The organism is Brevibacillus sp. SKDU10, assembly GCF_001645205.1.
Classification (GTDB): domain Bacteria; phylum Bacillota; class Bacilli; order Brevibacillales; family Brevibacillaceae; genus Brevibacillus_B; species Brevibacillus_B halotolerans.
Map to the genome: position 1 here is coordinate 1 of NZ_LSSO01000170.1, position 17725 is coordinate 17725.

General features: G+C 41.2%; 17 protein-coding genes. 11 read left to right on the plus strand and 6 right to left on the minus strand.

All coding sequences use genetic code 11. From position 1 onward, the window contains the following. Positions 1-24 precede the first annotated feature (24 nt). Together AYJ08_RS14700 and AYJ08_RS14705 are read left to right on the plus strand one after the other, a co-directional pair. Complete coding sequence (locus AYJ08_RS14700; RefSeq protein WP_064018361.1) at positions 25-708, plus strand: helix-turn-helix domain-containing protein; 684 nt, start codon at positions 25-27, stop codon at positions 706-708. Positions 709-740: 32 nt separating this feature from the next. Further along, entirely contained in the window at positions 741-1598 is an 858-nt protein-coding gene (locus tag AYJ08_RS14705; RefSeq protein WP_255365467.1) for an IS3 family transposase, read from the plus strand. Positions 1599-1826: 228 nt separating this feature from the next. Here the strand turns inward: AYJ08_RS14705 and AYJ08_RS14710 are convergent, their stop codons facing one another. Next, entirely contained in the window at positions 1827-2780 is a 954-nt protein-coding gene (locus AYJ08_RS14710) for an ETX/MTX2 family pore-forming toxin (RefSeq protein WP_064018362.1), read from the minus strand. Between the two features lie 370 nt (positions 2781-3150). On the opposite strand from AYJ08_RS14710, the gene AYJ08_RS24960 reads away from it, so the two are divergent. Further along, positions 3151-3405 carry an N-terminal phage integrase SAM-like domain-containing protein gene (locus AYJ08_RS24960; protein WP_369799689.1) on the plus strand — a complete coding sequence of 85 codons (255 nt, stop codon included), beginning with the start codon at positions 3151-3153 and terminating at the stop codon, positions 3403-3405. Positions 3406-3432: 27 nt separating this feature from the next. Beyond that, positions 3433-4131 carry a tyrosine-type recombinase/integrase gene (locus AYJ08_RS14715; RefSeq protein ID WP_082890973.1) on the plus strand — a complete coding sequence of 233 codons (699 nt, stop codon included), beginning with the start codon at positions 3433-3435 and terminating at the stop codon, positions 4129-4131. Between the two features lie 106 nt (positions 4132-4237). Here the strand turns inward: AYJ08_RS14715 and lepA are convergent, their stop codons facing one another. After that, entirely contained in the window at positions 4238-6052 is a 1815-nt protein-coding gene (gene lepA, locus AYJ08_RS14720; protein ID WP_031414066.1) for a translation elongation factor 4, read from the minus strand. Positions 6053-6296: 244 nt separating this feature from the next. Here lepA and AYJ08_RS14725 point away from each other — a divergent pair, with 244 nt between their 5' ends. The 5 genes from AYJ08_RS14725 to AYJ08_RS14745 all read left to right on the plus strand — a co-directional run bounded on the left by AYJ08_RS14725 (position 6297) and on the right by AYJ08_RS14745 (position 11400). Continuing rightward, positions 6297-6965, plus strand: coding sequence for a VOC family protein (locus AYJ08_RS14725; RefSeq protein WP_064018363.1), 669 nt, complete (start codon positions 6297-6299; stop codon positions 6963-6965). A gap of 443 nt (positions 6966-7408) precedes the next feature. Continuing rightward, complete coding sequence (locus AYJ08_RS14730) at positions 7409-8371, plus strand: metal ABC transporter solute-binding protein, Zn/Mn family (RefSeq protein ID WP_064018364.1); 963 nt, start codon at positions 7409-7411, stop codon at positions 8369-8371. A 16-nt stretch (positions 8372-8387) separates the two neighbouring features. Then, positions 8388-9176, plus strand: coding sequence for a metal ABC transporter ATP-binding protein (locus AYJ08_RS14735; protein WP_031414063.1), 789 nt, complete (start codon positions 8388-8390; stop codon positions 9174-9176). Then, positions 9173-10519, plus strand: a complete 1347-nt coding sequence (locus AYJ08_RS14740) for a metal ABC transporter permease (RefSeq protein ID WP_064018365.1) — start codon at positions 9173-9175, stop codon at positions 10517-10519. Before AYJ08_RS14735 ends, AYJ08_RS14740 begins: the two co-directional genes overlap by 4 nt. Then, positions 10516-11400 carry a metal ABC transporter permease gene (locus tag AYJ08_RS14745; protein WP_031414061.1) on the plus strand — a complete coding sequence of 295 codons (885 nt, stop codon included), beginning with the start codon at positions 10516-10518 and terminating at the stop codon, positions 11398-11400. The genes AYJ08_RS14740 and AYJ08_RS14745 overlap by 4 nt, the downstream gene beginning before the upstream one ends. Positions 11401-11489: 89 nt before the next feature. Here the strand turns inward: AYJ08_RS14745 and AYJ08_RS14750 are convergent, their stop codons facing one another. Next, positions 11490-12248 carry a TrmB family transcriptional regulator gene (locus tag AYJ08_RS14750; RefSeq protein ID WP_064018366.1) on the minus strand — a complete coding sequence of 253 codons (759 nt, stop codon included), beginning with the start codon at positions 12246-12248 and terminating at the stop codon, positions 11490-11492. Positions 12249-12402: 154 nt separating this feature from the next. Between AYJ08_RS14750 and AYJ08_RS14755 the strand changes: the two genes are divergently transcribed. Together AYJ08_RS14755 and AYJ08_RS14760 are read left to right on the plus strand one after the other, a co-directional pair. After that, positions 12403-13569, plus strand: a complete 1167-nt coding sequence (locus tag AYJ08_RS14755) for an MFS transporter (protein ID WP_064018367.1) — start codon at positions 12403-12405, stop codon at positions 13567-13569. A 14-nt stretch (positions 13570-13583) separates the two neighbouring features. After that, a complete protein-coding gene (locus AYJ08_RS14760) occupies positions 13584-14231 on the plus strand; it encodes an NUDIX hydrolase (RefSeq protein ID WP_082890974.1) in 648 nt (215 codons plus the stop codon). Positions 14232-14310: 79 nt separating this feature from the next. On the opposite strand, the gene AYJ08_RS14765 is transcribed toward AYJ08_RS14760, so the two are convergent. The 3 genes from AYJ08_RS14765 to AYJ08_RS14775 all read right to left on the minus strand — a co-directional run bounded on the left by AYJ08_RS14765 (position 14311) and on the right by AYJ08_RS14775 (position 17700). After that, complete coding sequence (locus AYJ08_RS14765; protein ID WP_082890975.1) at positions 14311-15405, minus strand: M24 family metallopeptidase; 1095 nt, start codon at positions 15403-15405, stop codon at positions 14311-14313. A 457-nt stretch (positions 15406-15862) separates the two neighbouring features. Then, positions 15863-16465: an acetylglutamate kinase gene (locus AYJ08_RS14770; protein WP_082890976.1), complete on the minus strand. Its 603-nt coding sequence runs from the start codon at positions 16463-16465 to the stop codon at positions 15863-15865. Between the two features lie 356 nt (positions 16466-16821). Next, positions 16822-17700: an ABC transporter permease gene (locus AYJ08_RS14775; protein WP_157452875.1), complete on the minus strand. Its 879-nt coding sequence runs from the start codon at positions 17698-17700 to the stop codon at positions 16822-16824. Between the last annotated feature and the right edge of the window lie 25 nt (positions 17701-17725).

Here is a 17725-nt window from a genome sequence, read left to right on the forward strand (position 1 = left end):
TTCCTTACAAGGAGGAGCATTTTTATGTCCCATAAAGCAAAAATATCTGGGTCAGAAAAGATTGCAGCTATTGAAAAATATCTTCGTGGGGAAGATTCGCTTAATCATTTAGCAAATCTTCTAGATGTTTCCTTTCCATCTATTAAACAATGGCTTCAAACTTATCAAACGTTAGGTCCAAACGGATTGCTCAATACATCCAAGAACTCCTCCTATTCCACAGAATTAAAGAAAACAGCTGTCGAGGATTATCTGGCTAGTGATGGTTCTCACATGGATATATGTAAAAGATATGGCATCAAATCAACCCGCCAACTGCGTAACTGGATCCTGAAGTATAATGGTCATGAGAAGCCGAAAGCTTGCGGCACAGGAGGAACACCAATCATGACAAAAGGACGAGCAACTACTTACGATGAAAGTATTGAAATCGTCAGATTCTGTATAGAACATCAACACAATTACGTTCAAACCGCACAGAAATTTCAGGTATCCTATCAGCAAGTTTATTCTTGGACAAATAAATACGTTAAATCTGGTGTAGGTGCACTTCAGGATAAACGTGGGAAGCGAAAGTCTGAAGATGATATGTCCGAAGTGGAGAAGCTGAGGGCACAAAATAAGCTGCTTCAAGCTGAGAACAGAAGAAAGCAAATGGAGATTGATTTATTAAAAAAGCTGGACGAAATCCAAAGGAGGCGATTCTAAGCCAAGTCCGATATGAACCTGTATATCTTGCAATACGTGATCTTCATGAAAGTAAATCATATCCCATAAGTCAACTCTGTGAAAACATGGGGATTCAACGTTCTTCGTATTATAAATGGCTAAACAGGAAAGAAAGTCATAGCGAGAAATTCAACAAAGAGTTGCTTCCCATGATTAAAGATGCCTATGAAGAAAGAAATGGAATCCTTGGATATCGTCAGATGACAATCAAACTAAACCGACAACACAATCTTACTGTTAACCATAAACGGATATACAGACTCATGAGTATCTTACAAATAAAATCGGTATGCCGCAGGAAGAAAAAAAGTTACATTCCGTCAACTCCTGAAATTACTGCGGAAAATATTTTGAGCAGAGATTTCGAATCCGACAGATTCGGTACAAAATGGCTCACTGACGTGACGGAAATGAAGTATGGCCTTCAAAGCAAGGCTTATTTGAGTGCAATCATGGATTTGTCAGATAAAAGTATTGTTTCTTTTGTGGTAGGGCATTCCAACAACAATGAACTTGTTTTTAGAACTTTTGATATCGCACATCAATCATATCCTAATGCTAAACCCATCTTTCATAGTGACCGAGGATTCCAATATACGAACAAAATGTTCAAAAAGAAACGGGACGACGCAGGAATGATACAAAGCATGTCGAGGGTATCTAGATGCATAGATAATGGACCGATGGAATCGTTTTGGGGAATGATAAAATCCAAGATGTATTATCTCAATAAATTTAATACATACAAAGAATTGGAAGTAGCAATTATGGAATACATAACTTACTACAATAGCCATCGATACCAGAAAAGACTAAACTGTATGACGCCTTTGGAATACAGGCACTACCTTCAAAATTCAGCAGCATAAGAAAGACACCAACCCATATGAAAATAGTTGGTGTCAGATCTTTTTGTTTTTCCATTGTCTACTTGACGGAGGGCAGTTCAAACTTTCCGTCAGAGGGCTTTCCCGTTATCTTCCATAGTTGTTTATAATAATTCAGCTCATTTTTTTCGTTTTGGGGAACAACCAATTTCTTCACTTGATTGCAATGTGGTGTTACCCCTAGTAGACGGATAATCAAAAAGTGACTTACTATATTTCAGTTCTAATTAGTGGAACTTTAATCTCTTGAACGACAGTTCCACTCCCGTTATTGTTTCGTAACTTTGAATCTGTGATGTCTTCAATTTTTAAAATGAAGTCCGTTCCATAATTAGATTTGAAAGTACCTTGGCCTTTAACGATTACATCTCTTCCACTAGGTTGAAAGTTTCTGAAATCTCCCCATCCTTTTTGTTGGCATTTGGTAAGTACAGCACCTATATTTACTCCTCCGCCATTGGGATAACCTGGTGAAACCCTCCAAGCTATACCCCCAACATTTGCGTAAAGGTTAGCTTCACCTGAAATAGATCCAGTATTTAGGTATGCTAAAACTCTATAGGTTTTACCTGCTGGTACTTTAATTTTTTGTGATGGGCTTTTATATGATACTTGTTTAGTTTTAGTATCAGTGGAAGAATTTTGAAAGTTATATTCAGTAGAAGCTTCCATGCTACCCTGAGCAATCGGGAATTTCATGGTAGCAGTGGTTTTGACTCCTAATTTTAATCCATGAGTTGTTGTATTTGAAGTGCTTTCCGTATAGGTATAGTTAAACTCGGGTGTTAACAGCTCTTGATCCATTGTTCCTTTTGAGTTATCTAATACGTTTTTTCCCGCATATAAAGGTGTCCCCGATACTTCGGTTGGACTTCCTTCTAATGTAGCCCATGCATTATTTACTTTATACTGTGAAATTCTTCTTTCGCCAATAACATTTTTAGGTGGTGTTAAGAAAACAATTCCTTCAGTTGGACTATAAGAGAATTGTTGTTCATCACTGGGTTTGAAGTTAGTATTCCATGCTTCATTAAGGGTTCCAGCTTCATCTTCTCTTGCCAAGTCCCGTAATCGTTCTTGAACATCTGTGGATGACGCATGAACAAATTGCGTACTCGAAAAAAGGAACACACTTATAAGAATTAAACTTGCAAATTTTTTCATAAAAACCCTCCCGTTATGATTTTATTATGTGAATATATTCACATAATAAAATCATATAATTAAATTCCACTAAATTCCACTATTTTTAGTATGTAATCAGATATGTTCATAAATTCTCCATTTTTATAACAATTATTTTACAATTGGATTGTTGTTTATTTCTCAATGTATACTCTCTGTGAAATTAAGCGATGCCTAGTTGTAAGTTCAAAAGGCTTTATTTGGAAATAAAAGTAAGCCTATGACCTGTTTTTACATGTATCTCGGCTGAATCCCATTATCTCTTAGCGTACAGGAAATCGGCTTCTTCTTTATAAAGTACGAAATTCGCATTTTGTTGGTGCTACCCCTAAAATATTTAACATCAGATATGACCCTTCACGACTTTTTGATGTTTTGGCAGACAGAATATGTCGAACTCAAGTTAAAGCCTAATTCACAGTACAATTATGAGTCTGCAATAAGGATTCATATTCTACCTCATTTAGGTAAATATAAATTACGTTCATTAACGCCACACGTTTTACAACAGTTCATGAATTTAAAAGTCCGCGAGGGTTTTGCTCGTCAAACCATAAATATATTAGCTGGAATATTAAATAAATCTTTAAAACAAGCTGTGTAACCATACAAATACATTAGCGAGAACCCCATGCAATATGTCGAGTTGATGATTGAAACTTCTAGAAAGCCTAGTAGGGAAGATTTAAAGATTCAAAGTAAAGAGAATCTACAAAAGTTAAGCCGTTACTTTTGTGAAGGACATCCGTTTCATGTTGCTTTCCAAATTGAGCTGTATTCAGGTGTGAGGGTAGGAGAAGTTTGTGGGCTTCAATGGGATCAAATAGATTTGGAGGAAAAAAACAATCGAGATCAATCAACAATGGCAGGTATTAAAGATCAAAAAACAGGTAAAACAAATTGGTCTCTTGGTCCACCAAAATCTAAAGCGGGTTATCGTACAATCCCAATAAGCAATGCATTAGTGGAAATTTTAAGAAAGGAGAGGTTACGTCAAAAACAAAATCGTATAAAGTATGGTGAATTTTACCTCAAATCAGACTTAGGTGATTTTGTTTGCATTAAAGAAAGTGGAGAGATAATCACTCCATCCGTCGCAAAATACCACACTAGAAAAGCTTGTGAGGCTTTGGATATCAAATTTAATTATCACTCATTAAGACATACTCATGCAACAATGCTAATAGAAAGAGGAATGCCTATTAAGACAGTCCAAAAAAGATTAGGGCATAGCCGATCAGCTATTACTGAAGACCGTTATGTTCATCTTACACAAAAAATGGCACGTGACGCTGCTGACATATTTGATTCTATTGCACACGAATTATAATTGTCGGCATTTTTTCGAAGCGGTGGCAAATGGGTGGCAACTTCCACCTAAAAGGTATCCGCGCGCCACCCTTAACACCACTCAAACCGTTGGTATAACTTACTTCTTACTTGTCATCCATACGTAAAACAGCCATAAATGCTTCTTGTGGCACTTCTACGGAACCTACCGCTTTCATGCGCTTTTTACCTTCTTTTTGCTTCTCTAATAGCTTCCGTTTACGGGAAATGTCCCCCCCGTAACATTTTGCCAATACATTTTTACGCATTGCGCTTATCGTTTCACGCGCTACGATTTTTTGACCGATAGCTGCTTGAATTGGCACCTCAAATTGCTGACGAGGAATTAATTTTCTTAGCTTCTCACAAATCACTTTACCGCGAGGATAAGCTGTATCCTTGTGTACGATAAAGGACAGGGCATCGACAATCTCGCCATTTAGGAGAATATCCATTTTCACTAGCTTAGATGGTTTATAGCCCGCCATTTCATAATCAAAGGAAGCGTATCCTTTCGTGCTTGATTTTAACATATCAAAGAAATCATATACGATCTCAGACAATGGCATATCATATTTCAATTGAACACGATTTTCACCTAGATATTGCATATCAAGGAAATCACCGCGCTTGCCTTGGCAGAGCTGCATAACATCTCCAACATAATCCTTTGGCACCATGACGGTGGAGGTTACATATGGCTCTTCAATTAGCTCGATTTTTTGTATCTCAGGCATTTTGGATGGGTTATCAATTTCAATAACCTCACCATTGGTTTGTGTAATGCGATAAATTACGCTCGGCGCTGTGGTAATCAGATCAATATTGAATTCACGCTCAATACGCTCCTGAATGATTTCCATGTGTAATAGTCCTAGGAAACCGCAACGGAACCCGAATCCAAGCGCTTGCGATGTTTCTGGTTCAAATTGCAAGGAAGCATCATTAAGCTGCAATTTATCAAGAGCATCACGCAGATCATTGTAATCGCTGGTATCAATTGGATACAGTCCACAAAATACCATGGAATTAATTTTACGATAACCAGGCAGTGCTTCCGCAGCCGGACGATTCGCATCTGTAATCGTATCACCGACTCTAGTATCCCCAACGGTCTTAATAGAAGCGGCTACGTATCCTACATCCCCAACCGTCAATTCATCCACTGGAGTCTGGCGAGGCGTAGAGGTACCTACTTCCGTAACCTCAAACGTCTTGTTGGTTGCCATCATCTTAATTTTCATACCTTTTTTCAAGGTACCATTGACGATACGCACAGAAGCAATAACACCTCGATACGCATCAAAATAAGAGTCAAAAATTAGTGCTTGCAATGGAGCCTCAGGGTCTCCTGTTGGAGCCGGTACTTTTTGTACCACAGCTTCCAGCACATCTTTAATACCAATTCCCGATTTTGCTGAAGTAAGAACAGCGTCGCTCGTATCTAGACCGATAACGTCCTCTACTTCTTGTTTAACACGATCTGGTTCCGCACTTGGCAAATCAATCTTGTTAATGATTGGAATGATTTCCAGATTGTTATCAAGCGCCAGGTACACGTTTGCTAGAGTCTGTGCTTCAATGCCTTGCGCTGCATCCACGACTAGCAGCGCTCCTTCACAAGCCGCCAAACTACGTGATACTTCATAGGTGAAGTCGACGTGTCCTGGTGTGTCGATCAAGTGAAGAATATACTCCTCGCCATCGTCTGCTTTATAGTTCAGGCGAACAGCGTTTAATTTAATCGTAATGCCACGCTCTCTTTCCAAATCCATCGTATCAAGGAACTGCGCTTCCATCTCACGAGCAGTCAAAGCTCCTGTCAGTTCAAGAATACGGTCTGCCAGGGTAGATTTCCCATGGTCAATATGGGCGATGATAGAGAAATTGCGAATTTTTTTCTGCCTTTCCAGACGATCCATTTCTTCGTTCCCTCCCACGGATAGAATGATCTGCTCATTCGCATCCGCTAAAAAATACACTAAGATTAATAATAGCAAAAAGGTAGTATTTGAGCAAGAAATGGCTATTGATAAACGCCGCCTATTTCGTTTCTCGCTCCCTCTCCTATTGAACTTGTGATACATTGAATGCAACGGCATCCCACTTTTATTACGTGCAAAGCTATTGGCCGACTGTGAATTGTTCATGAAGGAGAGATATTTTATGTTCTTGTTAGACCGATTGATTTACGCAACTAACCGGCCCGATGAAATTAACCGAATCATAACACAGGAGCGGGGCTATACTTGTATTGCTACTGGCCAATCCTTCCCTGGGATAGCCACTCGTCTTTATCCGTTAGCAGGCGGTGGTTTTCTCGAGGTTGCTTACATAGAAGATGAATCTCGTGTGCCAGAGTCAGAATCTGGTCTAGCGCTGCAAGCCTTCATCCAAAAACACCAAGAGGGTTATTATAGCTTAGTCTTAGAGACCGATGATATTAATCACGTAGAAACCATTTTACAACAAGAAGGATACCCCATTCATTTTTCTGGCACACAGCAAATTGCTCTTCCCTCAGGGGAACCGATGATGATGCGTATGCTTGGCACTCACGAACATCTGCCTTGGTTTGTTCAATACGAAAAAACCACTGTACCACGCCCCGGCTATCCCCAAGCAGCCATCCTCCGCACAGCATCATTGATAGCGGACGTTCATTTGCTGGAAAAATTGATTGGCTTTTCAGCAACCTTGGGACAATATCTGGATATGCAAACAGGTTTTCTCCCGCTAGCAAATGCATCCTTACGCTTGGAGTCAGCAGATGCTAACAGCTTTAGTTATTTTGAGCCAAAAGGACTGCTACTAGATGATACCAAATATGTGTAAGACTCTGACTCTAGTTTTAAAAAAGCTTTAGTTGGGTACACACTTCTTAGCCCTTTATGCAGATCATAACGAATTGGCTTTTTCATTTCTATTAGATACAGACTCGGTGCTAGCCGAGTTTTTTATTTACCAAAGAGATACTTCAGCACCCGCTTCTCTCCCCTGCACTCTACTACCCTATCGAACAAATTACCCATTTATTATTGTTTACAAACAAGTCCTGTATGCTTTTGAGTTTCTAATCCTGATTGGCTCACTTAATTCGAGTATGACGGAGTTTAACAGAGGTTAGGTATCCTTATTCCTGAATGAATTCATGATCAAGCACCAATTTAGTTGAGGTAGCATATGGTAAAATTGTTGCACTCGGGCAAATGTTTGTGATAAAGTTGACCTCAGGAAACTTTTTAGAATAAAGACAAAAAACTTGTAGGAGGACAACTATGCAACTATTGAAAAAACAGCGTTGGTTTTCATTCCTTAGCGCTTCCGTCTTAGCCTTATCACTTATGCTGACAGGCTGCGGACAACAAGCGACTAGCGGTGATACACAAAAACCCCAACACGAAGGAACATGGAAAATCACCACCACTACTGGTATGGTCGCAGATATTGTAGCAAAGGTCGGTGGAGATCAAGTAGAGGTTACTCAATTAATGGGTGCTGGTGTAGACCCCCATTTATACAAAGCATCTCAAGGGGATATCAAACGAATTGAGGATGCCGACATTGTCTTTTATTCCGGTCTTCATCTTGAAGGAAAAATGGTCGATATATTCGAACAAATGAGCAAAAAAAAGCCAGTTATTGCAGTGACAAAACAAATTCCGAAAGAATTATTACACGCAGATCCTGAGTCACCAGATCAGCCAGATCCACATGTTTGGTTCGACGTATCCCTGTGGATGAAAGCTGTAGAGCAGGTTCGCGACTCCTTATCTGAAATTGATACCCTACATAAAGATATGTATCACACAAATGCGGCAAACTATTTAAAACAATTGCAAGAATTGCATGATTATGCCAAAGAACAGGTTGCAACCGTTCCTAAAGAGCAACGTGTCCTAGTTACCGCTCATGATGCTTTCGCTTATTTTGGTAAGGCATATGATATTGAAGTTGTAGGCCTGCAAGGGATTAGTACAGCTTCTGAATATGGATTAAAGGACGTTCAGAACCTGGTAACTACCCTTGTTGATCGAAAAATCAAAGCTGTCTTCGTAGAATCCTCAGTTCCAAAGCGCTCGATTGAAGCCGTAGTTGAAGGGGCTTCTGCCAAAAACCACAACGTTGTCATCGGCGGTGAATTATTCTCTGATGCAATGGGCACCCCAGGCACGCCTGAGGGGAACTATATCGGTATGGTAAAGCATAATGTAGATACAATTGTCTCTGCTCTCAAATAAAAAAGGAGGGTCCTATATGAATCCCGTTACATCATACGAACCACTCTCCGTCAGCGATTTGACGGTTGCCTATCAGAAAAAACCAGTCCTTCGAAATGTCACACTTACCATTCCTGAAGGCAAATTAATCGGAATTATTGGACCCAATGGGGCAGGGAAATCAACGTTTATCAAGGCCATTCAAGGGCTCATCCCTGCTGCCTCTGGCGAAGTCCACATCTACGGAAAACCCTATCGCGAGCAACGCAAGCTAGTAGGCTATGTCCCACAGCGTGAAACCGTTGACTGGGACTTCCCCACAGATGCTCTGGATGTTGTCCTAATGGGGCGTTATGGACGTCTTGGCTGGTTCCGTAGACCTGGAAAAACCGATAAGGAATGGGCCATGGAGTGCCTGAGTAAAGTAGGTATGGCTGATTTTGCTGATCGTCAAATCAGTCAGCTTTCGGGTGGACAACAACAGCGTGTCTTCCTAGCGCGCGCTTTGGCTCAGGAGGCTCAAATCTATTTCATGGATGAACCCTTTGCCGGTGTTGATGCTGCTACGGAGAAAGCAATCATTCTCCTTTTGAACGAATTAAAGGAACAAAATAAAACGGTGTTGGTCGTTCACCACGATCTTCAAACCGTTACGGAATATTTTGATTGGGTTGTCATGATTAATAAGCGAATGATCGTAAACGGTCCAACAGAAGAAACCTTTACCACAGAGAATTTACAAAAAACCTATGGAGGCCGCTTACAAATCTTAGGTGATCGGCTGGCCCTATCCACAGACAGGTCCAAGCAGGAGGGGTCAAAATGAGTTGGTGGCAGGCTTTGCTAGATCCCAACACACAATGGGTTCTAGCTGGTTGCATTCTACTTGGAATCAGTAGCGGGGTACTCGGTTGCTTTGCCTTTCTCCGCGGTCGTTCATTGATGGGTGATGCCCTCGCTCATGCAGCATTACCTGGCGTTTGTCTAGTCTTTTTACTTACTGGCTCAAAATCAGTTGGCTTATTTTTACTTGGGGCAGGCCTATCTGGGCTGGTTGCTACTTACTTTATCAGCATGATTTCGCGTCACTCACGAATTAAAGAAGATACTGCCCTTGCGCTTATTTTATCCGTGTTCTTTGGAATCGGAATTGTCTTGCTTACTTATATCCAGCATAGCTCCAGTGGAAATCAAAGCGGTCTGGATAAATTTTTGTTTGGTCAAGCTGCTTCTTTAGTTGGTAACGACGTCAATACAATGGTTGTTGTAGGAGCTATTTTAATTTTGTTAACAAGCTTATTGTTTAAAGAATTTAAACTGCTCTCCTTTGACGCCGGATTTGGTCGCGGTTTGGGATTGCCTATGGGAATGCTAGATGGGTTATTAATGGTCATGCTACTAATGTCTGTGGTAATTGGTCTGCAAGCGGTAGGAGTTGTGCTAATGGCAGCCATGCTGATTACCCCAGCAGTTACAGCCCGTTATTGGACGAATAAACTAGGGTCAATGGTTATACTATCCGGTGTATTTGGAGCATTGAGCGGTGCATTTGGAACATTGCTTAGCACACAGGTTCAAAATTTACCGACTGGTCCCATTATTGTACTTGGTGCCACAGCTTTATTTTTGTTTTCACTCATTTTTTCACCAAGTCGTGGTGTCTTGTTTAAACTCATTCGTTTTTTACGTTTGCGAAATCAGGTTTTGCAGCAGGATGTCTTGCGCTCCCTATATGAATGTATGGAATACGAGATTAAACAACAGCGTATATCCCATAATCTGTATATACCTGTGGAGCGGCTCAGTCAAAAAAGTGGAAAAGCACATGCTGCTGTAGTCAAAGCCTTATCTAGCTTACAAAAGAAGGGCTGGGTTGCCTTTGACAAAAGCCGTCCGGAGCATTGGACATTCACGAAAACAGGTGTAGAAAAAGCACACGATCTCATTTTGAATCAACGCCTGTGGGATTTATTCCTCATGAATGAACAAAAGTATCAGGGCTATGGTGTTGATCAGAATGAAGAGCTAATCATACATCAGCTAACCAAACCACAACTGAAACAAATGTTGGTTGAGCTAGAACACTATGATATGACACCTTTCCTTCTCGGACATATGTCCCCCCCTACTTCCAGAAAAAAATCGGAACAGGGAGGCGTTCCCGTATGAACAGTTTTTGGATTATTTTAACCGGATCATTGGTAGCCGCTACATGCGGCTTCCTCGGTTGTTTTCTCATTTTAAGACGAATGGCTATGCTGGGTGATGCGATAAGTCATGCGATTCTACCTGGTATTGCCCTTGCTTTTCTCATTACGAGCAGTCGAGAAACGTTGCCTATGCTAATCGGTGCAGGAGCATTTGGTCTGCTTACTGTCTTTTTGATTCAGCTTTTTCGAAACAGCGGTGTTAAATCAGATGCGGCCATCGGGGTAACCTTTACCGCTCTATTTTCTATCGGGGTTGTGATCATCTCTTTGTTTAGCTCACAGGTAGATTTAGATTTGGATTGTGTGCTATATGGAGAAATCGCTTATGTACCGTGGGATACGCTTACTATCGGTGATCTGGATCTGGGTCCAAGAGCAGTCTGGGGAATTGGCATCGTCTTCTTGGTCAGTCTGTTGGTTATCTCGCTCTTTTATAAGCAATTTAAGCTCTGCACGTTCGATCCTGCAATGGCGGCTGCTATTGGCATTCCAGTCGCTTTGTTCCACTATCTTCTAATGGGACTTGTCTCTATGGCGACTGTCGCCTCTTTTGAAAGTGTTGGCGCTATTTTGGTTGTTGCTATGTTGGTTGTACCTGGAGCGACTGCCTACCTGCTGACAGACCGGCTACCTGTCATGCTAGGGTTAAGCATGCTGATCGGTGTCCTATGCTCTGCACTCGGTTATGCTTTGGCAACCTGGTTAGATAGCTCCATCGCTGGCGCCATGACAGTTATCGCGGGGCTGCTATTCGCTCTAGCTTTTATATTCTCACCGCGTTATGGCCTTATTTCTAAGCTACTTGCCCGTCGCAGCTTACGTGTATCTGAGCAGGAATAGTTGCGTTTGCTTGCAACTCTAACTAGCAAAGCCTCTCTCTTAGGTTAGATAAGAGAGAGGCTTTTATATTGCAAAGGATAGTCCTTCAGCTAATACCTTAAATTTAACAATACATCGCGAATAGCCTGATCTTTCATCACGGTATCTCGATATCTTTGGGTAATTTCGGTTAAGGCAACATCATGATAGAAAAACTCAGTAAAGAATTTCACTAAAGGACGTGAGCCTGTGCGAATAGCTTGCCACTTACTCTCTTCTATCCCGGCAAAAAGCAATTCCTGTTCATCAACAATAAGGATGCGGCTTCTTTCTAAGCTTGCGTGCTGTACATCAGGAATTAAGATAGACACTGTAGGAATCGCTGTTGGAAATTCACCAATCACATGAATATTAACGGTAATTCCCTCGGCGTATTTTTGCTCTAAAATGGGGAGAAAAGCAGCTAAATCATCAGCCCATCCCGAAATAAAAATCGATTGACTGGCTTGCTGTAGCAAATCCTTTAGCAAGGCTTGGATCGAATGGTTATCTCTTAAGGTCCATACCCGATCATCCTTGGGAGCTTCTTTTTTTTGCGTGCTCCTTAATTTTTGCACATTCGTTTCAAAATCAGCTTTTAGTTTTTCAATGATCGATTCAATAGGAAGAGCGGTATACAGTCGCTTTTTTTCAACGGTCGTTTCAAGAATCATCCCTTTTTCAGACAAGCGATGAAGGACTTCATATACCTTTGAACGCGGAACACCTGACCCCTTGACGATACCTGTGGCATCTAATGGCTGATCAACGGTTATCAGCGCTTGATAAACTTGACTTTCATATTGTGTGAAGCCGAATTGTTGAAGCATTGTCTTTGACCCCTTGCTTAACCATTTAGTAGGTAGTAGTACCATCATAGCATATTCTCTGGTTTATTATGTATGATGAAATTTACACTTGTTTTCTCCTCTCTAAAAAGTTACTATTGCAGTGGTAACTTTTTAGAGGAAAGGTTGTTAGGACATGAATAGAAGAGTTTATTTGCTAACCATTGTCTCTTTTGTAGTAGGGATGGTTGAATTGATTATAGGCGGGATTCTAGATTTAGTAGCCACTGATCTGGGAGTAAGTCTTGGTAAAGCAGGATTTCTGATTACGATGTTTTCCCTTGTATTTGCCATCTCAGCTCCCATCCTATTAACATTAACCGCAGGCATAGAACGAAAGCGGTTAACGATGCTTTCTTTATTAGTATTTTTGATCGGTAACGTAATAGCAGTCATCAGTCCATCCTATACGATGCTGTTACTTGCACGTATTATCTCAGCTGCAAGTGGTTCTTTACTGGTTGTTTTATGTGTTACAATCGCATCAAGCCTCGTGGCTATCCCATACCGTGCCCGAGCTATCGGAGTTGTTTTTATGGGAATCAGCGCCTCTCTTGTGCTTGGAGTACCCATTGGATTACTGATAGGTAATTCCTTTGGTTGGCGAGCTCCTTTTATACTAATCTCAATTTTGACCGTGCTTTCGATGACAGGTGTTCATTTCTTTATGGGACGAATTGAGCCGAAGCCTGCCATTCCGGTTTGGAAGCAGTTAGGTACATTGAAAAATCGTAGCGTATTATTTACTCAATTGACATCGTTTTTATTTTTAGCCGGTCATTTAACGTTATATGCTTATCTAACACCATTTTTAAAAATGAAGCTAGGTCTAGATGGAACTTGGGTAAGCATTATTTACGTTATTTTTGGTATTGCTGCCGTATTTGGCGGAGGCTTTGGAGGCTTTTTATCAGATCGCTTTGGGACAAAACGTACCATTCTATCTGTTATTTCTGTCTTTGCTTTGACAATCTTTATGATTCCCTACACTACCTTTGCTTTACCGCTATTCCTTGTAGTGATGATTATCTGGAGTATGTTAAGCTGGGCGATCACCCCTGCATTACAAAGCTATTTAATTGAGTCTGCTCCAGAATCCTCTGACATTCAACAAAGCTTAAACAATTCTGCTCTTCACTTTGGGATTGCTTTTGGCTCCTTAATTGGCGGAATCGTCATTGAGAGAGCCTCCATTGATTGGAATGCTACTGTGGGTGGGCTTATCATTTTGCTAGCTTTAGGATCTGCTGTCTTCTCGATGGCTAAGGCTAGCCGTGTCACGTTATCGTTATCTAGAAAATAAAAGAAGAGGTACAGATGATGGAAACAGAATTGCTTGCCATTTTTGACGAGTCTCACAATCATCTAGGTTCAGCTTCACGTGCAGAGGTTCATCGCAAGGGCCTTTGGCACGAGACGTTTCATTGTTGGTTTATTAGTCATGAAAATGGGACTGATTATATTCATTTTCAAATCAGAAGCGAGCAGAAAAAGGACTTTCCTTCACTGTTGGATATTACAGCCGCCGGTCATTTGCTTGCTCATGAAACGATTTATGATGGAATCAGAGAAATAGAAGAAGAATTAGGCATACGTGTTTCTTTCCATGATTTAGTATCATTAGGAGTCATCAAAAACTGCATTATACAAAAAGGATTTATTGATAAAGAATTAAGTCACGTATTTCTTTACCAAAGTAAGCATACGATAAGTGATTATACACTCCAGCCAGAAGAAGTTTCTGGTATGGTAAAAGCTGAATTTGCTGGATTTTGTGAGCTTTGGTTACATGACAAACAGGAGCTGCTTGTTGAGGGCTTCGAAAGGAATGCCAAAGGTGAAAGGATTCCGCTGCACAGGATGGTGGGCAAACACGATTTCGTTCCTCATGAGCAGGCTTATTTTGAAGGTATCATTCACTCTATGACAGAGTATCTCTCTAAAAGAAACAAGAATCCCTACTAGTAGCAGATGGAATAATCCCCCACCTATAAAAAAAGACGAGCCTCTCGCTCGTCTTTTTCTTTAGATAAAATAGGATTTTTTACACACCAATGATTTGAAGCTCTTTTGGATAGCTTGTTAAAATTTCGACTCCGGTATCTGTTACAAGTACGTCATCCTCGATACGTACGCCGCCAACCTCTGGCGAATAGATTCCCGGTTCGATAGTAAACACCATTCCGCTTACTAACTTATCCTGATTAGCCCCATGGACAGAAGGGTATTCGTGTACATCCATACCCATGCCATGACCTAAGCGATGGGTAAAATACTCCCCATATCCCTTGTTTGCAATAACCTGACGCGCTACCTGGTCTAAATCAGCCAGCACAACACCTGGTCGGGTAGCTTCAATCGCAGCTAGATTCGCCGCTAATACCGTTTCATAGACATCTTTTTGCTTGTCATTAATCTCTCCAACAGCAAATGTCCGCGTAATATCAGAGATATAGCCATCTTGTAATACACCCATGTCAAACAATAGGAACTCTCCGCTCGCAATCTTACGGCTGCCTGGCTTCCCATGCGGCAATGCTGAGTTAGGGCCACTTAACACCATTGTAGAAAACGATGGACCTTGCGAGCCTAGCTTTTTCATCAGGAATTCCAGCTCCGCTACGATCTCAGCTTCTGTTACGCCAACCTTTACTTTTGGTAGACATTGTCTAAGAACTTCCTCGATTGTCTCACATGCTCGCTTAATCCGTACCACTTCATCAGCAGACTTTATTAAACGCATTTGGCGTAACGGCTCTTCCACATCTATGTATGTAGGAACATCTAATTCTTTGACCATTGCTTCATAGATAGAAACAGTCAAATGACTCTTCTCCACAGCCAAACTCTTCATATTTTGCGGGAGGGCCTGCTTTAAAATTTGATACGGATTGTCGGTGTCTGTATGTGTCATAATATTTTGCACGCTAGAAGCCGCTTCTGCTGCATTACGGTCTAACGCAGGTACGATTAAGACCGGTTCTCCATTAGCAGGGATTACAAGCCCCATAAACCGTTCATGCGGATTTGTAAAAAAACCAGTCATATAATATACATGCATAGGAAAAGTTACAAGAATAGCATCCGCTTGCTGTTCTTCCATAAACGAACGAAGTTGAGTAAGACGTCTTTGATCCACTTTCGCCCACCATACCTTTCTTTAGCTATCTTTTCTATCTTGAGGATACCATAGGAGTCATATTGATACATCCTCCTTGTATAAAATATATCTTGTTAACGAACTAGGAAGTGAAAATAACCTAGACTGCCGCTGTTGTGTTATAAGCATTCAAATAACGAACCCGTTAGTGGAATGATTCCAGTTAGCTTAATTCAGGGTGACCGTGCGGAACCGTTATTTTCAGATAATATCTGATTATCGGAAGGTGACGAGATCGTTAGTGATGGTTGATTGAATGTATAGAGGCAAACATTTTCCAGTCCAATTCAGTCTTTGACGCAATTCTTGAAGTTTAAAAAAACAAATCAGATAACTCCTTTTTCAAAAAATAAAAACCTCACCACTTACAGATGAGGTCATGTGATAGCAAGACATGTGTATTACAAGTAAATCGGAATCAGAATCAGATACTGATCTATCCCATGAATAGATTTGGAAACTGTTGTATAATTCCGCTGGTCATAACATCAGCCATCTCCAGCGCCTGGGGCTCAATCAGATAATTTGTTGAGACGTTTTCCGCATAGTTACCCGCAACACGTGCTGCTACTTCGGCCGTTAGAAGTCTAAGATGCTGATGCATCATCTGTCTCCATTCCTCTTGGGACCAATAAGGATTAATTCTGCCCAGAAAGGCTGCAATGTCATCGGCATTTGCGTACCAACGTCGCTGTGCATCTGCGGCGGCGGAATTGCCTGTGTGCAACGATTGAACGAGTTCCGCTGCAATCGTAAGATGTTCCTTCATCAACTCGCCAAATCTTGCTGCAATTGTAGGTCCATAGAAAGGTTGAAACGCAGCCGCAAAATCGTCTGCATTCCGAAGAAGCCTATTAATCGTTGCCTCCTTATCAGGTAGGTCGCCTACGATACTATTCACCGCCAATCTTGTCCAGTAAATATGTTGCTCCCATAAAGCCCCCAACTGACGGTTCAACTCCACCATTGCAGGTGTCCAACACACAAAGGAAACTGGCCTGAACACATAATTGTTATAGATTGATGGGTAACCATACATCGGGGTTATCTCCTTTTCCCGGTTCTCCCACAATATATAGGCGATAAGACGAATGTGTGACTAACTGACTAATGGTAATGGCCGTTATCCGAAGATTATCTCAATTTAACAAGAGAGTGGTTTTTTTAATTAAATTGCCCGTTAGCGTAATGGCTGTCAGGCAGAGACAAGAAATTTTGTTATACATTTTATTTTTAACCATGATAATAAAAGGTTATTGGAATTTCGTAAGGTATTTAATAAAAAAGTAACCAGAGGAACGCTAGTTTTTCTCCGCGCCGATATTCTTATACGTAAACAAGCTCCTGCCCTAGATCATAACTGAAGTCATCAAGGAGCAGGAGCAATCTTTCGTTCTAATTCTTCATCCGCGGATCTAAGGCATCTCTAAGTCCATCACCTATCAGGTTAAATCCAAGGACGGTCAGCACAATGGACAGACCAGGAAAAATAACCGTCCAAGGTGCTTGCTGGATGTATTCACGAGAGTCAGCTAGCATTTTTCCCCATTCGGGTTGCGGTGGTTGTGCGCCAAGTCCTAGGAATCCAAGCGCAGCCGCTTCCAAAATAGCAGTTGCAATCCCTAAGGTCCCCGTCACAATAATCGGAGCTATGCTATTTGGCAATATGTGCTGTGAAATAATCCGAGCATCCTTCATTCCAATAGCCCTAGCAGCCATAATGAATTCCTCTTCTTTTAAACTAAGCACCTTCGAACGTACTAATCGCCCATAAGTAGGAACATTGATAATCGCAATAGCCATTAGTGCATTCTGTAGAGAAGGTCCTAGAATGGCAACGATCGCAATAGCTAGCAAAATGCTAGGGAAGGCTAAAATGATATCAAATGTACGAGAGATAAGCATGTCAATCCATCTTCCATAATAGCCAGCAATCAGTCCAAGCAGCGTCCCTATGATAATCGAGCCTATAACCGAAAATGTTCCTACCCATAAAGAGATTTGTGCCCCATAGACTACACGGGTATAGACGTCACGACCATTATAATCAGTTCCAAACCAATGTTTTGCAGAAGGCGGCATGTTTCTCTCTTTTAAAGCCCCCTCATCAAAAGGATGCGTAGTAATAACAGGAGCAAGAATCGCAACCAGAATAAAGAAGGTGATGATCCCAAACCCTAACAAAGCCATTTTATTCTTCCGTAACGTTCGCCAGGCATCTCGCCAAGGAGACGTTGTTTTTTCAACCTGCTCTTTAGAAGAGACAGCTTGCATCTCTGGAGTTACTTGTGCCACTGTT